This is a genomic window from Pseudomonas sp. PME37.24/025 (genome assembly GCF_055556615.1).
Genome location: NZ_JBVHNK010000003.1, coordinates 264,354 through 280,754 on the forward strand (window position 1 = coordinate 264,354; position 16,401 = coordinate 280,754).

Genomic DNA, 16,401 nt, shown 5'->3' on the forward strand with positions numbered 1-16,401 from the left:
GACGTGACCAATTGTGGCGAGGGAGCTTGCTCCCGCTGGGTTGCGCAGCAACCCCGAACACCGATTGAAGATGAAGACAGTGTGAGTGCTGCGCACTCAAGCGGGAGCAAGCTCCCTCGCCACAGGCAATCAATATGACCAGCATGGAAACCGGCAACACGGGTGTCGATCCGCGTCTGAGCTTCGATGACCCGCTTCTGGACGGTCTGTTGATCCTCTGCAAACTTCATGGCGCGACGGTCAGTCGAGCCAGCCTGAGTGCCGGGCTGCCAATGGCACACCAACGTTTGAGCCTGGACCTGCTGCCGCGCGCAGCGGCCCGGGCCAGTTTGCAGGCGCGTGTGTTGCGCCGTGAACTGGGGGAGATTTCCGCGCTTAACCTGCCTGTGATGCTGATCCTCAACCATGGCCGCTGCGCGGTCTTGCGTCGCTTCGGCGATGACGGTCAGGCACTGATTCTGCCGAGTGAAGCCGACGGCGGAGAACAATGGGTCAGCACGGACGAGCTGGCCGCCAACTACAGTGGCCAGGCCTTGTTCGCCCGGCCGCGGCACGAACTCGAAGACTTGCGCGCGCCCCTGGTGCCGCGCGTCGAGGCGTGGTTTCGCGACACGTTGAAGTTGTCCAAATGGCTGTACAGCGATGCGATTCTGGCGAGTTTTCTGATCAACCTGCTGGGCCTGATGGTGCCGCTGTTCGTGATGCAGACCTACGACCGGGTAGTGCCGAACCAGGCCACTTCAACGTTGTGGGTGCTGTCGATCGGCTTGCTGATCGGCACTGGTTTCGAACTGGTGCTGCGGGTGGTTCGCGCGCACTTGCTGGACACCGCCGGGAAGAAAACCGACGTGATTCTTTCGGCGACCTTGTTCGAACGCATCACCGGCATGGCGATGAAAGCGCGGCCAGCGACCATCGGTGGTTTCGCCCAGAGCATTCATGACTTTCAGGGCCTGCGGGAGTTTCTCACCGCCGTCACGCTGACCAGCCTGATCGACTTGCCCTTCGCGGTGCTGATGCTGGTGGTGATCGGCCTGCTCGGTGGCTGGCTGGTGGCGATTCCGCTGTTGGCCTTCCCCATCACGATCATCTTTGCCATGGTGATTCAGGCACGTCTGCGCGACACCGTGCAGAAGAGTCTGAGCCTCGGCGCCGAGCGCCAGGCCCTGCTGATCGAAACCCTCGGCGGCCTGGAAACCCTCAAGGCGTGCAGCGCCGAAAGCGAACGCCAGCACAAATGGGAAAGCACCCACGGCGCCCTCACCCGCCTCGACAGCCATGCACGCAACCTCTCGGCGCTGGCCACCAACGGCACGCTGTTCATTCAGCAATTCTCCGGCATGGCGACCATCGTCGCCGGGGTCTACAGCATCATCGCCGGCAACCTCAGCGTTGGCGCGCTGGTGGCGACCTACATGCTCGGCAGTCGTGTGCTCGCGCCGCTGGGGCAGATCGCCGGGCTGATCACCCGTTATCAGCAAGCGCAACTGACCATGAAAAGCACCGATGCGCTGATGTCGTTGCCGCAAGAACGTGACGCCAAACAGCGGCCATTGGAGCGCACGCAACTGCAAGGCGCACTCGACGTCAGCGGCGTGACGTTCCACTACAACGGCCAGAATGCTCCGGCCCTGGCCAACGTCAGCTTCAGCATGAAACCGGGCGAACGGATCGGCATCATCGGTCGCAGCGGCTCGGGCAAAAGCACATTGGCGCGACTGGTGATGGGGTTCTATGCGCCGGAAGAAGGCCAGTTGCTGCTCGATGGCCTGGACCTGCGGCAACTGGACGTCGCCGACCTGCGTCAACAGATCGGCTACGTCGCCCACGACCTGCCATTGCTCGCCGGCAGCCTGCGCGACAACCTGACCCTCGGCGCGCGTTACGTCAGCGATGCCCGGATGCTTGAAGTCGCCGAACTGACCGGCGTCACTGAATTGGCTCGTCAACATCCACAGGGTTTCGACCGTCCGGTGGGCGAACGCGGTCAGTTGCTGTCGGGCGGTCAACGCCAAGCCGTGTTGCTGGCGCGGGCCTTGTTGCTCGACCCGCCGATCATGCTGCTCGACGAACCCACCAGCGCCATGGACAACAGCAGCGAAGACGTCCTGCGGCAAAAACTCCACGGCTGGATTCAGGGTAAAACCCTGCTGTTGGTCACTCACCGCACCTCGATGCTCAGCCTGGTGGACCGGTTGGTGGTGCTGGACAACGGGCGGATCGTCGCCGACGGCCCGAAAGAAGCGGTCATCGATGCATTGCGCAAGGGCCGTGTCGGCTCTGCGACGGTTTAGGGGCGCCCACTCGATGCCAATACAAAACCTGTGGCGAGGGGGCTTGCCCCCGTTGGGTCGCGAAGCGGCCCCAAAGCCATTCGCCCCGTTAGCTGGCAGGTTTACGACTGCTTCGCAGCCGAGCGGGAGCAAGCTCCCTCGCCACAGGTTTGTGTTCGGCTTGATTTTTCTTAACTGACGGGTATTGCCCATGTCTGCTCAAACACCGGATTCAGCGGCTCGAAGCTACCTCGGCAGTTTCAGCAAAAGCGCCGAAAGCGAATTCATGCCGGAAACCGCCGGCGCCTCGTTGCAGGATTCGCCGCGCTGGTCGCGGATCACCGTGTGGCTGGCGGCGGCACTGCTGATCACCGCGCTGGTCTGGGCCAAGTTCGCCGTGTTGCAGGAAGTCACCACGGGCGAAGGCAAGGCGATTCCGTCGAGCAAGATTCAGGTGATCCAGAACCTGGAGGGCGGCATCGTCACGGAAATTTTTGTTCGCGAAGGGCAAATGGTGAACAAGGGCGACACCTTGCTGCGCCTGGATGACACGCGATTCCTGTCGAACAAGGGTGAAAGCGAAGCGGACCGCTATGCGCTGACCGCGCAGGTCGAACGGCTATCGGCCGAAGCGGAAGGTCGGCCGTTCAAGCTGTCTGCGCAAGTCATTGCCAAAGCCCCGCAAGTGGCCGAGGACGAACGCTCGCTGTACGAACAACGTCAGCGCCGACTGGCCAGCGAACAGCGCACGCTGACCGAACAACTTCGGCAGAAAACCCAGGAACTGGCGGAATTCCGCTCCAAACAGGGGCAGTTCAGTTCCAGCCTGGCATTGCTGCAACAAGAGATGAATATGTCTGCGCCGCTGGTGGGCACCGGGGCGGTTTCGCCGGTGGAAATCCTGCGACTCAAACGCAGCGCCGTGGAAATCCGCGGCTCGCTGAACGCCACGACCCTGGCGATTCCCCGTGCCGAATCGGCGATCAATGAGATCAAAAGCAAGATCGATGAGTCCGAACAATCCTTCCGCTCGGACGCGGCAAAAGAGCTGAATGAAAAACGCACCGACCTGTCGAAAATAACCGCGACGAGCATCGCCATCGACGACCGGGTGACGCGCACCACCGTGGTGTCGCCGGTTCACGGCATTATCAAAATGCTGAAGGTCAACACCATCGGCGGCGTGGTCCAGCCGGGCAACGACATGGTGGAAATCGTGCCGCTGGAAGACAACCTGCTGATCGAAGCCAAGGTCCGCCCTCAAGACGTGGCGTTCCTGCACCCGGGCCAGAAAGCCATGGTCAAGTTCAGCGCTTACGACTACACGATTTACGGCGGGCTGAGTGCCAAGCTGGAGTTGATTGGCGCGGACACCATCACCGATGACAAGGGCAACAGCTTTTATCTGATTCAGGTCAGAACCGACAAGAATCACTTGGGCGGGGATGTGAAACCGCTGCTGATCATTCCGGGAATGGTGGCGACGGTGGACATTATTACCGGGGAGAAGAGCGTGCTGGATTATCTGCTTAAACCGGTGTTGAAAGCGCGGACTGAGGCGATGCGGGAAAGGTAGGCCTGACTCATTCCCTGTGGCGAGGGAGCTTGCTCCCGCTGGAGTGCGAAGCACTCCAAAAACCTACCAACACGGTACCCCTGACCCACCGGGGTGAATGGTTTTGGGTCTGCTGCGCAGCCCAGCGGGAGCAAGCTCCCTCGCCACAGGGGATCATCGCCCGTGATTTTTCTGATAGGTATCCTCCCCCATCGCCTCAATCTGCCCCTCGATCAACGCCTCGAATGGTTTCAACAACAGCTCAAAAGTGCTCGGCGCTTCGAGGGTCTGCAACGCCTGCACAATCGCCTCCACCGTCGACAACGCCCCCGGCCCCGGAGCCTTGCGCAAGCGATAACGCGACACCCCGCCCTCGGCCAATGTCACTCTGGGCAATGCCGCCAACAATGGATTGAGATGCAGCATTTTGCGCGCCTTGCGCCAGGTGCCGTCCGGAACCACCAGCAGCAACGGCTCATCATTAGCGGTGTAGGCCTGCATCGGCTGCGCCTCCTCGCCGGGAAACAGCAACCGTGCCTGATAGCCCGGCTGATTCAACAGCGCCGGCAAATCCTCGAACACCTCGCCAACAATCAACTCGGCATTCTTCAACCCCAGCGCCGCCAATCGCGCGGTGTTCAGCGCGTGGTTCACTTCGCTTGGATGCTGAAGCAGCAACACCCGAGTGCGACTATCGAGGCTCGGGATCAGCGGGCACAGGCAATGGGTTTGCGGACGCAGGCAACGCGGGCACTGGATTCTGGACATTGTCTTAAGCCTGATTGAGCTGCGCTTTGAGCAGGTCGCGGAAGGTCTGGATCAGCGGTTCGCGGCTGCGGCCACGGCGCACGATCATCGAAAACGGTGCCTGATAACCGAACGTCGCTGGCAGCAACACGCGCAAATCCCCTTTGTCGGCCCAAGCCTGGGCATAGTGCTCCGGCAGGTAACCGATGTAGGCGCCGGACAGCACCAGAATCAACTGGGCTTCCATACTTTCCACGGTCGCCGCGCTGTGCTTGAAACCGTGCCGGGCCAGTTCGGCCTGGCTCCAATAGCCGCGACCGACCATGCGCTGTTGGGTGATGACTTGCTCGGGGATGCGCCGCTCGGTGAACAGCGGATGACGGCTGCTGCAATACAGCCAGTGTTGCTCGCGGTACAGCGGCATGTAGACCAGACCGCTCATGCGCGTGGAAAAGGCACCGATGGCCAGGTCGAGGCGGTTGTCCTGCACACCGAGTTGCAGTTCGTAGGGGCTCATGACCGACAGATGCAAATGCACCGCTGGGTGTTCCTGACTGTAGGCGCCGATGGCTTCGGCGAACGGCAAGGCCTTGTCGCTGACGGTGGAGTCGATCACCCCCAGGTTCAAAGTGCCGCGCAACTCGCCTTTGAGGGCGGCGGCGTATTGTTCGAAACCTTCGAGTTCGGCCAATAGACGCAGGGTTTCCTGATGGAACAGCTCGCCCTTGCTGGTCAGGCTGAAACCACCGCGACCGCGATGGCAAAGCACCAGGCCGAGGGCCGCTTCGAGCTGGCTCATGTAAGTGCTGATGGCCGAGGTCGAGAGGTTGAGCTCTTGCTGGGCGTTGGCGAACCCCTGATGGCGAACCACGCTGACGAAGATGCGCAATAGTTTCAGGTCGGGTAAAGCGTTGGCCATGGGGGGCTCCGGTTGCAAGGTAATGCATGTTGCTTTTGTGGCGAGGGAGCTTGCTCCCGCTCGGCTGCGCAGCAGTCGTAAAACTGCCAATGCGTTCCACCAGACACAACGAAGTGAATGGTTTTGGGGCCGCTTCGCAGCCCAGCGGGAGCAAGCTCCCTCGCCACAGGGGTTCTGCGTGTGGTCAGAAGTCTATCTCTGCTCTCGCCATTAGTTTAGAAAAATCTGAACTAAGTATTTGCCCGTAGCGATTCTTCCCGGTCACTACATTTCGCAGAATCGGCCCACAGCGGTGCCCGTCTCTCCCCGAGCGTGCAACCGACATAAATAAAACAACGACGATGAGGCCTTACCCGTGGACAAGATTCTTCACCAACCACTGGGCGGCAACGAAATGCCGCGCTTCGGCGGCATCGCCACCATGTTGCGACTCCCCCATTTGCCATCCGCTGCCGGCCTGGACGCTGCCTTTATCGGCATCCCGCTGGACATCGGCACTTCCCTGCGCCCCGGCACCCGTTTCGGGCCGCGTGAAATCCGCGCTGAATCGGTGATGATCCGCCCGTACAACATGGCCACCGGCGCCGCGCCGTTCGATTCGCTGTCGGTTGCCGACATCGGTGACGTGGCGATCAACACGTTCAACCTGCTGGACGCCGTGAGGATCATCGAAGAGGCCTACGACAATATCCTCGAACACGATGTGATCCCCCTGACCCTCGGCGGCGATCACACCATCACCCTGCCGATTCTGCGTGCCATCCATAAAAAGCACGGCAAGGTCGGCCTGGTGCACATCGACGCTCACGCCGATGTGAACGATCACATGTTCGGCGAGAAGATCGCCCACGGCACCACCTTCCGTCGCGCTGTAGAAGAAGGCCTTCTGGATTGCGACCGCGTGGTGCAAATTGGCCTGCGCGCTCAGGGTTACACCGCCGATGACTTCAACTGGAGCCGCAATCAAGGCTTCCGTGTGGTTCAGGCTGAAGAGTGCTGGCACAAATCCCTGGCACCGCTGATGGCCGAAGTTCGCGAGAAAGTTGGCGGCGGTCCGGTGTACCTGAGTTTCGATATCGACGGTATCGACCCGGCTTGGGCACCAGGCACTGGCACCCCGGAAATTGGCGGTCTGACAACCATTCAGGCGATCGAAATCGTGCGCGGCTGCCAAGGCCTCGACCTGGTCGGTTGCGACCTGGTAGAAGTCTCGCCAGCGTACGACACCACCGGTAATACCTCGCTGTTGGGCGCCAACCTGCTGTACGAAATGCTCTGCGTACTGCCGGGCGTGGTCCATCGCTGAGGATCGGTCATGAACGAACGTGATCAGGTACTCAACGCCGCCGCCGAATTGGTGTCGGCCTTTGCCCGTAACGATCGAGAAGCCTACTTCGGCGCCTTCAGCGCCGACGCAAGCTTCGTGTTCTACACCCTCGAGCAGCCCCTGCTGTCACGCGATGCCTATCAGGCGTTGTGGGACACCTGGCGCACCGAGGACGGCTTCGAGGTGCTGTCGTGCACCTCGAGCAACGCCTTCGTCAGCCTGCAAGGTGACGTGGCGATTTTCATCCATGACGTAGCCACCGAGCTGCGCATGCAAGGGGAGCAACACTTCAGCCAGGAGCGCGAGACGATTGTGTTTCGCCGACAACAACAAGGCCTATGGCTGGCCTGCCACGAACATTTGTCCGCAATGCCGGAAGGGCTGCCACCCCCTTAGCCAAACAGGTGACGCTCACGCACGATGAGCGCGCCTTTATGATCGGAGCAGATCATGAATAACAACAACAAAGACCAAAGCCTTACGCAAATCGAAACCTACGGGGTCGAACAGATCCCGGACAACGAACGCACCGCAGGCCCGACGGACTTGTTCCGGATGATCTTCGGCGGTTCCAATACCTTTGCCACCGCCGTGCTCGGCAGTTTCCCGGTACTGTTCGGCCTGTCTTTTCAGGCGGGCGTCTGGGCGATTGTGCTGGGCGTGTTGCTGGGTTCGTTGATCCTTGCGCCGATGGGCCTGTTCGGTCCGCTCAATGGCACCAATAACGCTGTTTCGTCGGGTGCGCACTTCGGCGTGCACGGGCGGATTGTCGGTTCGTTTCTGTCGCTGCTGACCGCCATCGCCTTCTTCTCGCTTTCAGTGTGGAGTTCGGGTGATGCGTTAATCGGTGGCGCGAAACGCCTGATCGGCCTGCCGGAAACCGACCTGACCCTGGGCCTGGCCTACGGTCTGTTCGCGATCCTGGTGCTGACGGTGTGCATCTACGGTTTCCGCTTCCTGCTGTGGGTCAACAAGATCGCCGTATGGAGCGCCAGCCTGTTGTTCCTGTTGGGCATCTTTGCTTTCGCCGGTCCTTTCGATGTGAATTACGCCGGCAGCGTCAGCCTCGGTCAACCGGGTTTCTGGGCGGCCTTCATCGGCGCTGCGCTGGTAGCGATGAGCAACCCGATTTCCTTCGGCGCGTTCCTCGGCGACTGGTCACGCTACATCCCGCGTGACACCTCCAAGCGCCGGATCATGGCGGCCGTGGTGATCTCGCAGATCGCCACCTTCATCCCGTTCCTGTTCGGCCTCGCCACCGCCACCATCGTGGCGATCAAGGCACCAGATTACATCGCGGCCAACAACTACGTCGGAGGTCTGCTGGCGGTGTCGCCGAGCTGGTTCTTCCTGCCGGTGTGCCTGATTGCGGTGATCGGCGGCATGTCCACCGGCACCACTTCGCTGTATGGCACCGGGCTGGACATGTCCAGCGTATTCCCACGGGTGCTGTCGCGGGTCAAGGCAACGCTGCTGATCGGCGTGATGTCGATTGCCTTCATCTTCATCGGACGCTTTGCGGCGAACCTGGTGCAGAGCGTGTCGACCTTCGCCGTGCTGATCATCACCTGCACCACTCCATGGATGGTGATCATGATCATCGGCCTGCTGGTGCGTCGCGGCTTCTACTGCCCGGATGACCTGCAAGTGTTCACTCGCGGCGAGAAAGGTGGCCGCTACTGGTTCACCCACGGCTGGAACTGGCGTGGCCTGGGTGCCTGGATCCCGAGCGCGTTGGTGGGTTTGTGCTTCGTGAACCTGCCGGGGCAGTTTGTCGGGCCGCTCGGGAATCTGGCGGGCGGGATCGACATCAGCCTGCCGGTGACCCTCGGTCTGGCGTCGCTGGTGTACCTGACGCTGCTGAGCCTGTTCCCGGAACCGGCCACGGTGTTCGGCCCCAACGATGCACGCAGCAAGGGCACGGATTCGCTCGGTAAACCAGCGATGCGACAAGCCGCCTGATTCAACACAAAACAGTGGTCAACGGAACTTCTGTGGCGAGGGAGCTTGCTCCCGCTCGACTGCGCAGCAGTCGCAAAGCAGGCTAATGGCGTTTCTCCCGAAGAAACCCGGTTGCAGGATTTGGGGCTGCTTCGCAGCCCAGCGGGAGCAAGCTCCCTCGCCACAAAAAGCGGTTTCATGGCCACATTGCTTTTCAGCCTCACCATAAAAAAGACAATCGGAGACACGCCATCATGGCTTTGGATTTATTCGTCGTACTCATCTACGCCGCCGCGATGCTGATACTCGGCTACTACGGCATGCGCAAGGCCAAGACCAACGAAGACTTTTTGGTCGCCGGTCGTAACCTCGGCCCGAGCCTGTACATGGGCACCATGGCCGCTACCGTTCTGGGCGGCGCATCTACCGTCGGCACCGTGCGCCTGGGCTACGTCCATGGCATCTCCGGTTTCTGGCTCTGCGCGGCCCTCGGTTGCGGGATCGTGGCGCTGAACCTGTTCCTCGCCAAACCGCTGCTGAAACTGAAAATCTACACCGTTACCCAGGTGCTGGAAAAACGCTACAACCCGATGGCCCGCTCCGCGAGCGCGGTGATCATGCTGGCGTATGCGCTGATGATCGGCGTGGTCTCGATCCTGGCCATTGGCACCGTGCTGCAAGTGCTGTTCGACCTGCCGTTCTGGCTGTCGGTATTGGTCGGCGGTGGCGTGGTGGTTATTTATTCGGCGATCGGCGGCATGTGGTCCCTGACCCTGACCGACATCGTCCAGTTCGTCATCAAGACCGTGGGCCTGATGTTCATCCTGCTGCCAATCTGCCTGTACCGCGTCGGTGGTTGGGATGAGTTGGTGTTGAAACTGCCGGCAAGCGCCTTCAGCTTCACCACGATTGGCTGGGACACCATCATCACTTACTTCATGATCTACTTCTTCGGGATCCTGATCGGCCAAGACATCTGGCAGCGTGTGTTCACCGTCAAGAGCGCCAAAGTGGCTCAGGTCGCCGGTACATTCGCAGGCTTCTACTGCATCCTTTACGGACTGGCCTGCGCCCTGATCGGCATGGCCGCTCATGTGCTGATCCCGGACCTGGACAACGTCAACAACGCCTTCGCCGCCATCGTCAAACTGTCCCTGCCGGACGGTATCCGTGGCCTGGTGATTGCGGCTGCCCTGGCGGCCATGATGTCCACCGCCAGCGCCGGCCTGCTTGCCGCCGCCACCACCCTGACCGAAGACCTGCTGCCAAAACTGCGCGGCGGTAAACAGTCGAGCCTGGGCATCAACCGCCTGTTCACCCTGCTGACCGGCATCGCCGTGCTGGGTATCGCGCTGGTGGTGAACGACGTGATCAGTGCCTTGACCCTGGCCTACAACCTGTTGGTGGGCGGCATGCTGATCCCGCTGATCGGTGCAATCTTCTGGAAACGCGCAACCACTGCCGGCGCTATCGCCAGCATGGGACTGGGCTTTGCCACCGCGCTGCTGTTCATGTTCAAGGATGGTATGGATTCCAACACCCCGATCTACTACAGCCTCGGCGTAGGTCTGGTGAGTTTCGTGTTGGTCAGCTTGCTGTCCCGTCGCCCGGCAGTGGTGGCGAGCGCCGCCTAAGCTGATGTTGTAGCAACAATTTCTTCGACGGGTGTGGCGTCGGTTGCCACACCCGTTTTTTTTCGCCTGAAGGAATCTACCCACGAAGATCGTCAGCCGCGATCGGTGGTTGGAGGTGAGGCGAGAGGCTCGATCTCGTTTGCACGTTGGCTACGATGATTGACGAGTGGCAGCGCCGGCAAGCCTGAAGCCTGCTGTACTCAGCACCAGGGACAACAACAATGACGCCCTAGAAGAACAATCATGACAAGAGACGCCGTTCGTACAGCCGTGCATCGCTTTATCAGCCGCCTGCAGGAAAATCAGGATGACTTTGACGACAACACCAGCCTGGTGCAGTTGGGACTGGATAAAGAAGATATTGAAGAGCTGATTTTCCAACTGGAAGATCTGCTGGGATTGACAGCGTCTACCGCCGAAGAAGACCGGATGCTCAAGACTGCGACGACCGTCGACGACTTGAGCCGGTTTTTGATTGAGATTGGGCGGTATTGAGACGGGTTGCTACATGCATCTTTTGTGGCAGATGCAGTTACCTGTGGCGAGGGGGCTTGCCCCCGTTGGGCCGCGAAGCGACCCCAAAAACCATTCACCCCGGTGTATCAGATAGAACGCAGTGCGTCGGTCTACGACTGCTGCGCAGCCGAACGGGGGCAAGCCCCCTCGCCACAGGCAAGCCCCCTTGCCACAACAAGCCGATTGCCAAATAGATCAGGCGCTTACCGGCGGCGCTGCTGCTGCTGGCGGCGACGTTGTTCGTCGTCAGTGCGAATAGGCACGGGTTGCAGAGGCGGTTCGATCAAACCGAGTGCGACACCCAGGTCATGCAGCCAGTTTTGGATTTTCTCTTTCATGGTGCCCCCTTCAGGGTAGTGCCGAGCGGCCGAAGTTCTGTAGCCCCTTCGCACTGATAATAGTCCGAAGTCCTACGCAATGCTCGTCCAACATCGCAATGATCTGTTACTGAATTGATCCAAATCCTTGGACGTTCGTTCAAGCAATTGCCTGGGTCTGAATCGCTGCCGACGGATACACCGCCTGCTGCTGTTCGATCCACGCATTCAGATTGGCGCCGACCATGCCCTTGCGCCACATCAGCCAAGTGGTCGCGCTGGCGAACGGCTCGGCCAACGGGTGCACCGCCACGCTTTCGCGCCCCGGCAGGCTGGCGAGCATCGACTCCGACATCAGCGCCACGCCGGAGCCGGCAATCACGCAGGCGAGCATTCCCGGATAAGACTCGATCTCCATGGCCCGGCCCATGGCCGCGTGATCATGGGCGAACCAGGCTTCCAGGCGCATCCGATAGGAACAGCCCTGCCGAAACGTGAACACCGAACGCCCTTCGACATCCAGCGCGCTGCATACTGGCGGATGATCGGCCTCGCTGATCAACACCAGCCGTTCGTCGCACAACGGCACGCCGTCGAGCCCGGCCAGTTCCAGCGGGCCGTCCACCAGCGCCGCATCGAGACGCCCGGTGAGCAGACCTTCGAGCAATTCGCCGCTGGGCCCCGACTGCACTTGCAGGTTTACCGCCGGATAGCGGCGGTGATATCGCGCCAACAGCGCGGGCAGGTGAATCGCCGCCGTGCTGTACATGGTGCCGAGCACGAAATCCCCGGCCGGTTGCCCGCCCTGCACCGCGGCGTGGGCTTCATCATGTAAAGCGAACAGCTTGGCGGTGTAGTCCAACAAGACTTTTCCCGCAGGTGATAGCTGCAAACGCTGACGTTCGCGTAGGAACAGTTCGACACCGAGTTGCTCTTCGAGCTGTTTGAGCCGGGTCGACAGGTTGGACGGCACACGATGCAGGCGTTCAGCCGCGCGGGTAATGGAGCCCTCCTGCGCCACCGCCTGGAAGATCCGCAATTGGCTGAACTCCACACCATTCTCCAAATCAGAACAAGTTTCTCACTATTATTCATTTTTAAAGAAAGTCAATCAGTCCTAGCCTGACGGTCATTGATCCTCGAAACGGAACTCAGACCATGCCCCCTCTGATTCGCTTAACCGCCAGCTTCATCGCCCTGATGATGGCCATGGGCATCGGGCGTTTCGCCCTGACGCCGCAACTGCCGCACTTGCTCAGCGAAGGCCAGATCGACCTGACCGCCGCCGGTCTGATTGCCGCTGCCAACTACCTCGGCTACTTCGTCGGCGCGGTGGACGCGATGTTCGCCAGGCGCCCCGATCAGGTTCGTCGGCGCCTGCTCGGTGGTTTGTGGCTCTGTGTATTGCTGACCCTGGCCTCGTTCTGGGCCGACGGGTTCTGGTCGCATCTGGCGCTGCGTTTCGGCACGGGCGTGGCCAGCGCCTGGGTGTTGGTGATGATTACCGCATTGAGCCAACCGCTGGCAGCGGCAGCCGGTCGTCCGCGGCTCGGCGCGCTGGTCTTTGCCGGGCCGGGGCTGGGGATTTTTCTGACAGGATTGTTAGCCTTGGGCTCGAATCTGCTGGGGCAGACGTCCGCGACCTTGTGGCTGGTGTATGCCGGGGTCGGGCTAGTGATGCTGCTGGGGATTCTGCCGTTCCTGCCGCAACCGGCCGCCCTTTCTACGGCGACACCGTCTGCCGTTACATCGGGCACCCAAGGTGTCGGACGTTTACCGGTGATCTATGGGTTATACGGTTTGGGCTACATCATCCCGGCCACTTTCCTCTCGCAAATGGCCAGTGCGCAGTTCCATGGGCAATGGCAAGCCGATCTGTTCTGGCCATGCTTCGGCCTGGCGGCAGCAATCGGAGTGGTATTGGTGAGCCTGCGTCGGCACAACCCGAATGCCACCCGCCATTGGCTGATGGCAACGTTGTGGTTGCAGGCGGCCGGGGTCTTCGCCTGCCTGTTGGGCAGCGGTGCCGGCCTGGCGTTGGGGGTGATCCTGTGTGGCGGGCCGTTCCTGGCCTGTATGCAACTGGTGATGCAGCGCTCCCGGGAACTGGCGCCCCACGCCACTCAGCGCAACGCCGGGCTGCTGACCGCGTGCTTCGCCGTGGGTCAGCTCAGCGGGCCGTTGCTGGCAGCGCTGAGCAGCCATTTCAGCGGTGGATTGCAACCGGCGCTGGTGATCGCCGGCAGCGGTTTGCTCTTCGCAGGAGGCCTGTTGCTGTGCCCGGTCAGGGTTGCCCAAGTGCTTTGCGCAAACGACGGCGGACCCACTGTTCTGCGCTCACAAAAGTGATCCCGAGCAGAACCAGCACCGCGCCGATCACAAAGTTGAGGCTCAGTTCTTCGCCCAACAGCACCACACCGAACGTGACGCCGAACAGCGGCGTCATGAACGAAAACACCGCCAGGTTCGCCGCCAGATAACGGCGCAGCAGCCAGAACCAGGTCAGGTAACTGAAGAACGACACCACCAATCCCTGGAACAGCACGCTGGTCACCGCAACAGTGGTCAGGCTGACATGGGTGACCTGCCCGCTGAGGATCGCGATCAACAGCAGACCAACGAAGCCGACGATCAGTTGATAAAACAGCGTCAAGGTCACCGGCGCTTCCGACAGACGCGAGGCGCGTACCACCACGGTGGTCGCGCCCCAAGATGCGCCGGCCAGCACGCCCAACGCATCGCCCATCAGCATGCGGTGGTCGAGGTTGTCCCACGACACGCCACCGGCAAACGCAATGGCAATGCCGACGAAGGCAAGAAAAATCCCCAGCCACTGCACCGGTCTTAAACGCTCACTTGGCAGCAACCAATGCACGCCCAACGCGGTGAAAATCGGCGCGGTGTAGAGGAACACCGACATGTGCGCCGCCGTGGTCAATTGCAGGCCTTCGGAAATGAAGAAGAACTCCAGGCCAAACAACGCACCCGCCAGCAAGCCGCCGCGCCAGGTACTACCGACCTGATCCCAGCCGCCCTTCCAGCAGATCAACAATCCTACGAGCAACGCGGAAATACCCGACCGCCCCGCCGCCTGCATGACCGGCGCGATGTCGGGTGCCGCCCATTTGATCATCACCTGCTGCACGCCCCAGATCAGGCACAGCCCGACCATCACTTGCAGGGCAAATCCATCGGCGCTACGCCGGGTGGCGCTCACCGGAACACCTCGACAACACAATCCATGGCAGTGACTCGACAGTAAAAGCAAAGCCCCGACCTTCTGACTGAGCAGAGTGCCGGGGCGAAAAATTATGCCGTCGATTATTAACCAGATGGACAGAAAAAGGTGTCTGCAAAAGACCTTTAAATCGCCGCTTGCGTCATCCCGCTATGACCAGCGCCGCCGACTGCTGTGCCTGCTCGCGTTTGGCCAGTGCGAAGTACAGGACGCCGCCAAGGAAGCAGCCGGTAAACCAGGCAAAATTAGCCATCGGCTGCAGGACCGGAATGAACGCGATAGCAACGCCCATCAAGGTCGCCGGAATCAATGCCTTGACCGCCGTCCAATTGATCCCGCCGCTGTAGTAATAACGCCCGCTCGGGCTATCGTTGAACAGCGCATCGATGTCGATCTGCTGCTTTTTGATCAGGTAGTAATCCACCAGCAGAATCCCGAACAGCGGCCCGATGAACGCCGCCAGCACGTCGAGGGTGTAGTGAATCACTTCGGGGTTGTTGAACAGGTTCCACGGGGTGATGAAGATCGAAGCCACGGCGGCGATCATGCCGCCGGCACGCCAGCTGATTTTGCTCGGGGCGACGTTGGCGAAGTCGAACGCCGGGGACACGAAGTTGGCGACGATGTTGATGCCAATGGTCGCGGTGACGAAAGCAAAGGCGCCGAGCAGCACCGCCACGCTGTTGTCGATGCGCGCCACGGTGGCGATTGGGTCGTGAAGCATTTCACCGAACACCGGCAAGGTGCCGGAAACGATCACCACGGTCACCAGTGAGAACGCCAGAAAATTTACCGGCAAGCCCCAGAAATTGCCACGCCGCACGTCGTTCATGCTGCGGCAATAGCGACTGAAATCGCCGAAGTTCAGGGTCGGACCGGAAAAGTACGACACCACCAACGCCGTTGCCACGATCACTTGGCCGAAAGCTTCCCAGCCAGACAGGGATTTTTCCGCCAGGGTGAAGCTGATGTTGCTCCACCCGGCCTGCCAGACGATCCAGCCGGCGAGCAGGAACATCACGCCGTAAACCACCGGGCCGGCCCAGTCGATGAAGCGGCGGATCGACTCCATGCCAGTCCAGAACACCAGCGCCTGGACGAACCACAGGCTGAGAAAACCGAACCAGCCGAGGTAGGACAAACCGGCAAAGTGCGGTTCAGCGTAGGCCGCCATTGAAGGAAAAAACCGCAGCACGACGATGATCAGGGCACTGGACGCCAGGTACGTCTGAATCCCGTACCAGGCCACCGCGATCAGGCCGCGGATGACCGCAGGAATATTCGCCCCGAACACCCCGAACGCCAGTCGGCAGATCACCGGGTATGGCACCGCGGCTTGCTGACTCGGTTTGGCCACCAGGTTGGCGATCAACTGCACGATGCAAATCCCGCCCAGCAACGCAATCAATACCTGCCAACTGGCCAGCCCAAGTGCAAACAGGCTGGCGGCGAACACATAGCCGCCGACGCTGTGCACATCACTCATCCAGAAAGCAAAGATGTTGTACCAATTCCATTTTTGCGGCAGCGGCCCCAAGTCCTGGTTATACAGGCGTGGGCTGTAGCCGTTGGGCAATTGCTCGGTCATCGCAGGGCTCCTCGAAAGTACAGGCGCGGCCCCCGAAATTGATGTGGCGACCACACTGCGTACGGGAGCTGGCATGGTTTGTATACGAGTTGCTACGCAGAATGCGTGCCATACGTTCGAAAGATGCGACAAGTCGGGCTTTCAACTCTGTTCAGAGTAAAGACTTTAAGAAGTAGAGGTGGGGGCAATGCCCATGAACAGGGCATCAGCGCCTGCAAACGGTGCAGGACGTTATGTATACAACGAGATGGGTGACTGCTGCGCAGTCAATCGCGAGCAGGCTCGCTCCCACATTGGATTTGTGGTGAGCCCGAAGTTTGTGCCCGACGCATATTGTAGGAGCTGC

Annotated in this window: 14 protein-coding genes; 8 read left to right on the forward strand and 6 right to left on the reverse strand. The window is 60.6% G+C overall.

Translation table 11 applies throughout. From position 1 onward, the window contains the following. Positions 1-134 precede the first annotated feature (134 nt). Together ACZ3HH_RS07230 and ACZ3HH_RS07235 are read left to right on the forward strand one after the other, a co-directional pair. Positions 135-2,294, forward strand: coding sequence for a type I secretion system permease/ATPase (locus ACZ3HH_RS07230; protein ID WP_465803691.1), 2,160 nt, complete (start codon positions 135-137; stop codon positions 2,292-2,294). A 190-nt stretch (positions 2,295-2,484) separates the two neighbouring features. After that, positions 2,485-3,849 carry an HlyD family type I secretion periplasmic adaptor subunit gene (locus tag ACZ3HH_RS07235; RefSeq protein WP_465803692.1) on the forward strand — a complete coding sequence of 455 codons (1,365 nt, stop codon included), beginning with the start codon at positions 2,485-2,487 and terminating at the stop codon, positions 3,847-3,849. 153 nt (positions 3,850-4,002) lie between these two features. Here the strand turns inward: ACZ3HH_RS07235 and ACZ3HH_RS07240 are convergent, their stop codons facing one another. Beyond that, the gene (locus ACZ3HH_RS07240; protein WP_465803694.1) at positions 4,003-4,596 is read right to left on the reverse strand and encodes a tRNA-uridine aminocarboxypropyltransferase; all 594 of its coding nucleotides are present in this window, start codon (positions 4,594-4,596) and stop codon (positions 4,003-4,005) included. 4 nt (positions 4,597-4,600) lie between these two features. Then, positions 4,601-5,494: a LysR family transcriptional regulator gene (locus ACZ3HH_RS07245; protein WP_008013540.1), complete on the reverse strand. Its 894-nt coding sequence runs from the start codon at positions 5,492-5,494 to the stop codon at positions 4,601-4,603. Between the two features lie 355 nt (positions 5,495-5,849). Between ACZ3HH_RS07245 and speB the strand changes: the two genes are divergently transcribed. The 5 genes from speB (at position 5,850) to ACZ3HH_RS07270 (ending at position 10,891) form a co-directional block, all read left to right on the forward strand. Next, positions 5,850-6,800, forward strand: a complete 951-nt coding sequence (speB, locus tag ACZ3HH_RS07250) for an agmatinase (RefSeq protein ID WP_030131905.1) — start codon at positions 5,850-5,852, stop codon at positions 6,798-6,800. A 9-nt stretch (positions 6,801-6,809) separates the two neighbouring features. After that, positions 6,810-7,217 (forward strand): YybH family protein, encoded by a 408-nt coding sequence (locus tag ACZ3HH_RS07255; RefSeq protein WP_465803695.1) that lies wholly within the window; start codon positions 6,810-6,812, stop codon positions 7,215-7,217. A 54-nt stretch (positions 7,218-7,271) separates the two neighbouring features. Beyond that, the gene (locus ACZ3HH_RS07260; protein WP_465803696.1) at positions 7,272-8,783 is read left to right on the forward strand and encodes a purine-cytosine permease family protein; all 1,512 of its coding nucleotides are present in this window, start codon (positions 7,272-7,274) and stop codon (positions 8,781-8,783) included. 233 nt (positions 8,784-9,016) lie between these two features. Next, positions 9,017-10,396: a sodium:solute symporter family protein gene (locus ACZ3HH_RS07265; protein WP_465803697.1), complete on the forward strand. Its 1,380-nt coding sequence runs from the start codon at positions 9,017-9,019 to the stop codon at positions 10,394-10,396. 243 nt (positions 10,397-10,639) lie between these two features. Further along, the gene (locus tag ACZ3HH_RS07270) at positions 10,640-10,891 is read left to right on the forward strand and encodes an acyl carrier protein (RefSeq protein ID WP_465803698.1); all 252 of its coding nucleotides are present in this window, start codon (positions 10,640-10,642) and stop codon (positions 10,889-10,891) included. A 224-nt stretch (positions 10,892-11,115) separates the two neighbouring features. On the opposite strand, the gene ACZ3HH_RS07275 is transcribed toward ACZ3HH_RS07270, so the two are convergent. Both ACZ3HH_RS07275 and ptrR read right to left on the reverse strand, forming a co-directional pair. Next, a complete protein-coding gene (locus ACZ3HH_RS07275) occupies positions 11,116-11,250 on the reverse strand; it encodes a PA1414 family protein (RefSeq protein ID WP_310659955.1) in 135 nt (44 codons plus the stop codon). A gap of 139 nt (positions 11,251-11,389) precedes the next feature. Then, a complete protein-coding gene (ptrR, locus tag ACZ3HH_RS07280; RefSeq protein WP_465803700.1) occupies positions 11,390-12,283 on the reverse strand; it encodes a putrescine utilization regulator PtrR in 894 nt (297 codons plus the stop codon). 104 nt (positions 12,284-12,387) lie between these two features. On the opposite strand from ptrR, the gene ACZ3HH_RS07285 reads away from it, so the two are divergent. Next, positions 12,388-13,578: an MFS transporter gene (locus ACZ3HH_RS07285; RefSeq protein WP_465803702.1), complete on the forward strand. Its 1,191-nt coding sequence runs from the start codon at positions 12,388-12,390 to the stop codon at positions 13,576-13,578. Here ACZ3HH_RS07285 and ACZ3HH_RS07290 read toward each other — a convergent pair. Together ACZ3HH_RS07290 and ACZ3HH_RS07295 are read right to left on the reverse strand one after the other, a co-directional pair. Continuing rightward, positions 13,514-14,446, reverse strand: a complete 933-nt coding sequence (locus ACZ3HH_RS07290) for a DMT family transporter (RefSeq protein WP_465803703.1) — start codon at positions 14,444-14,446, stop codon at positions 13,514-13,516. The genes ACZ3HH_RS07285 and ACZ3HH_RS07290 overlap by 65 nt on opposite strands. A 163-nt stretch (positions 14,447-14,609) precedes the next feature. Then, a complete protein-coding gene (locus ACZ3HH_RS07295; RefSeq protein ID WP_465803705.1) occupies positions 14,610-16,055 on the reverse strand; it encodes an NCS1 family nucleobase:cation symporter-1 in 1,446 nt (481 codons plus the stop codon). Positions 16,056-16,401 lie beyond the last annotated feature (346 nt).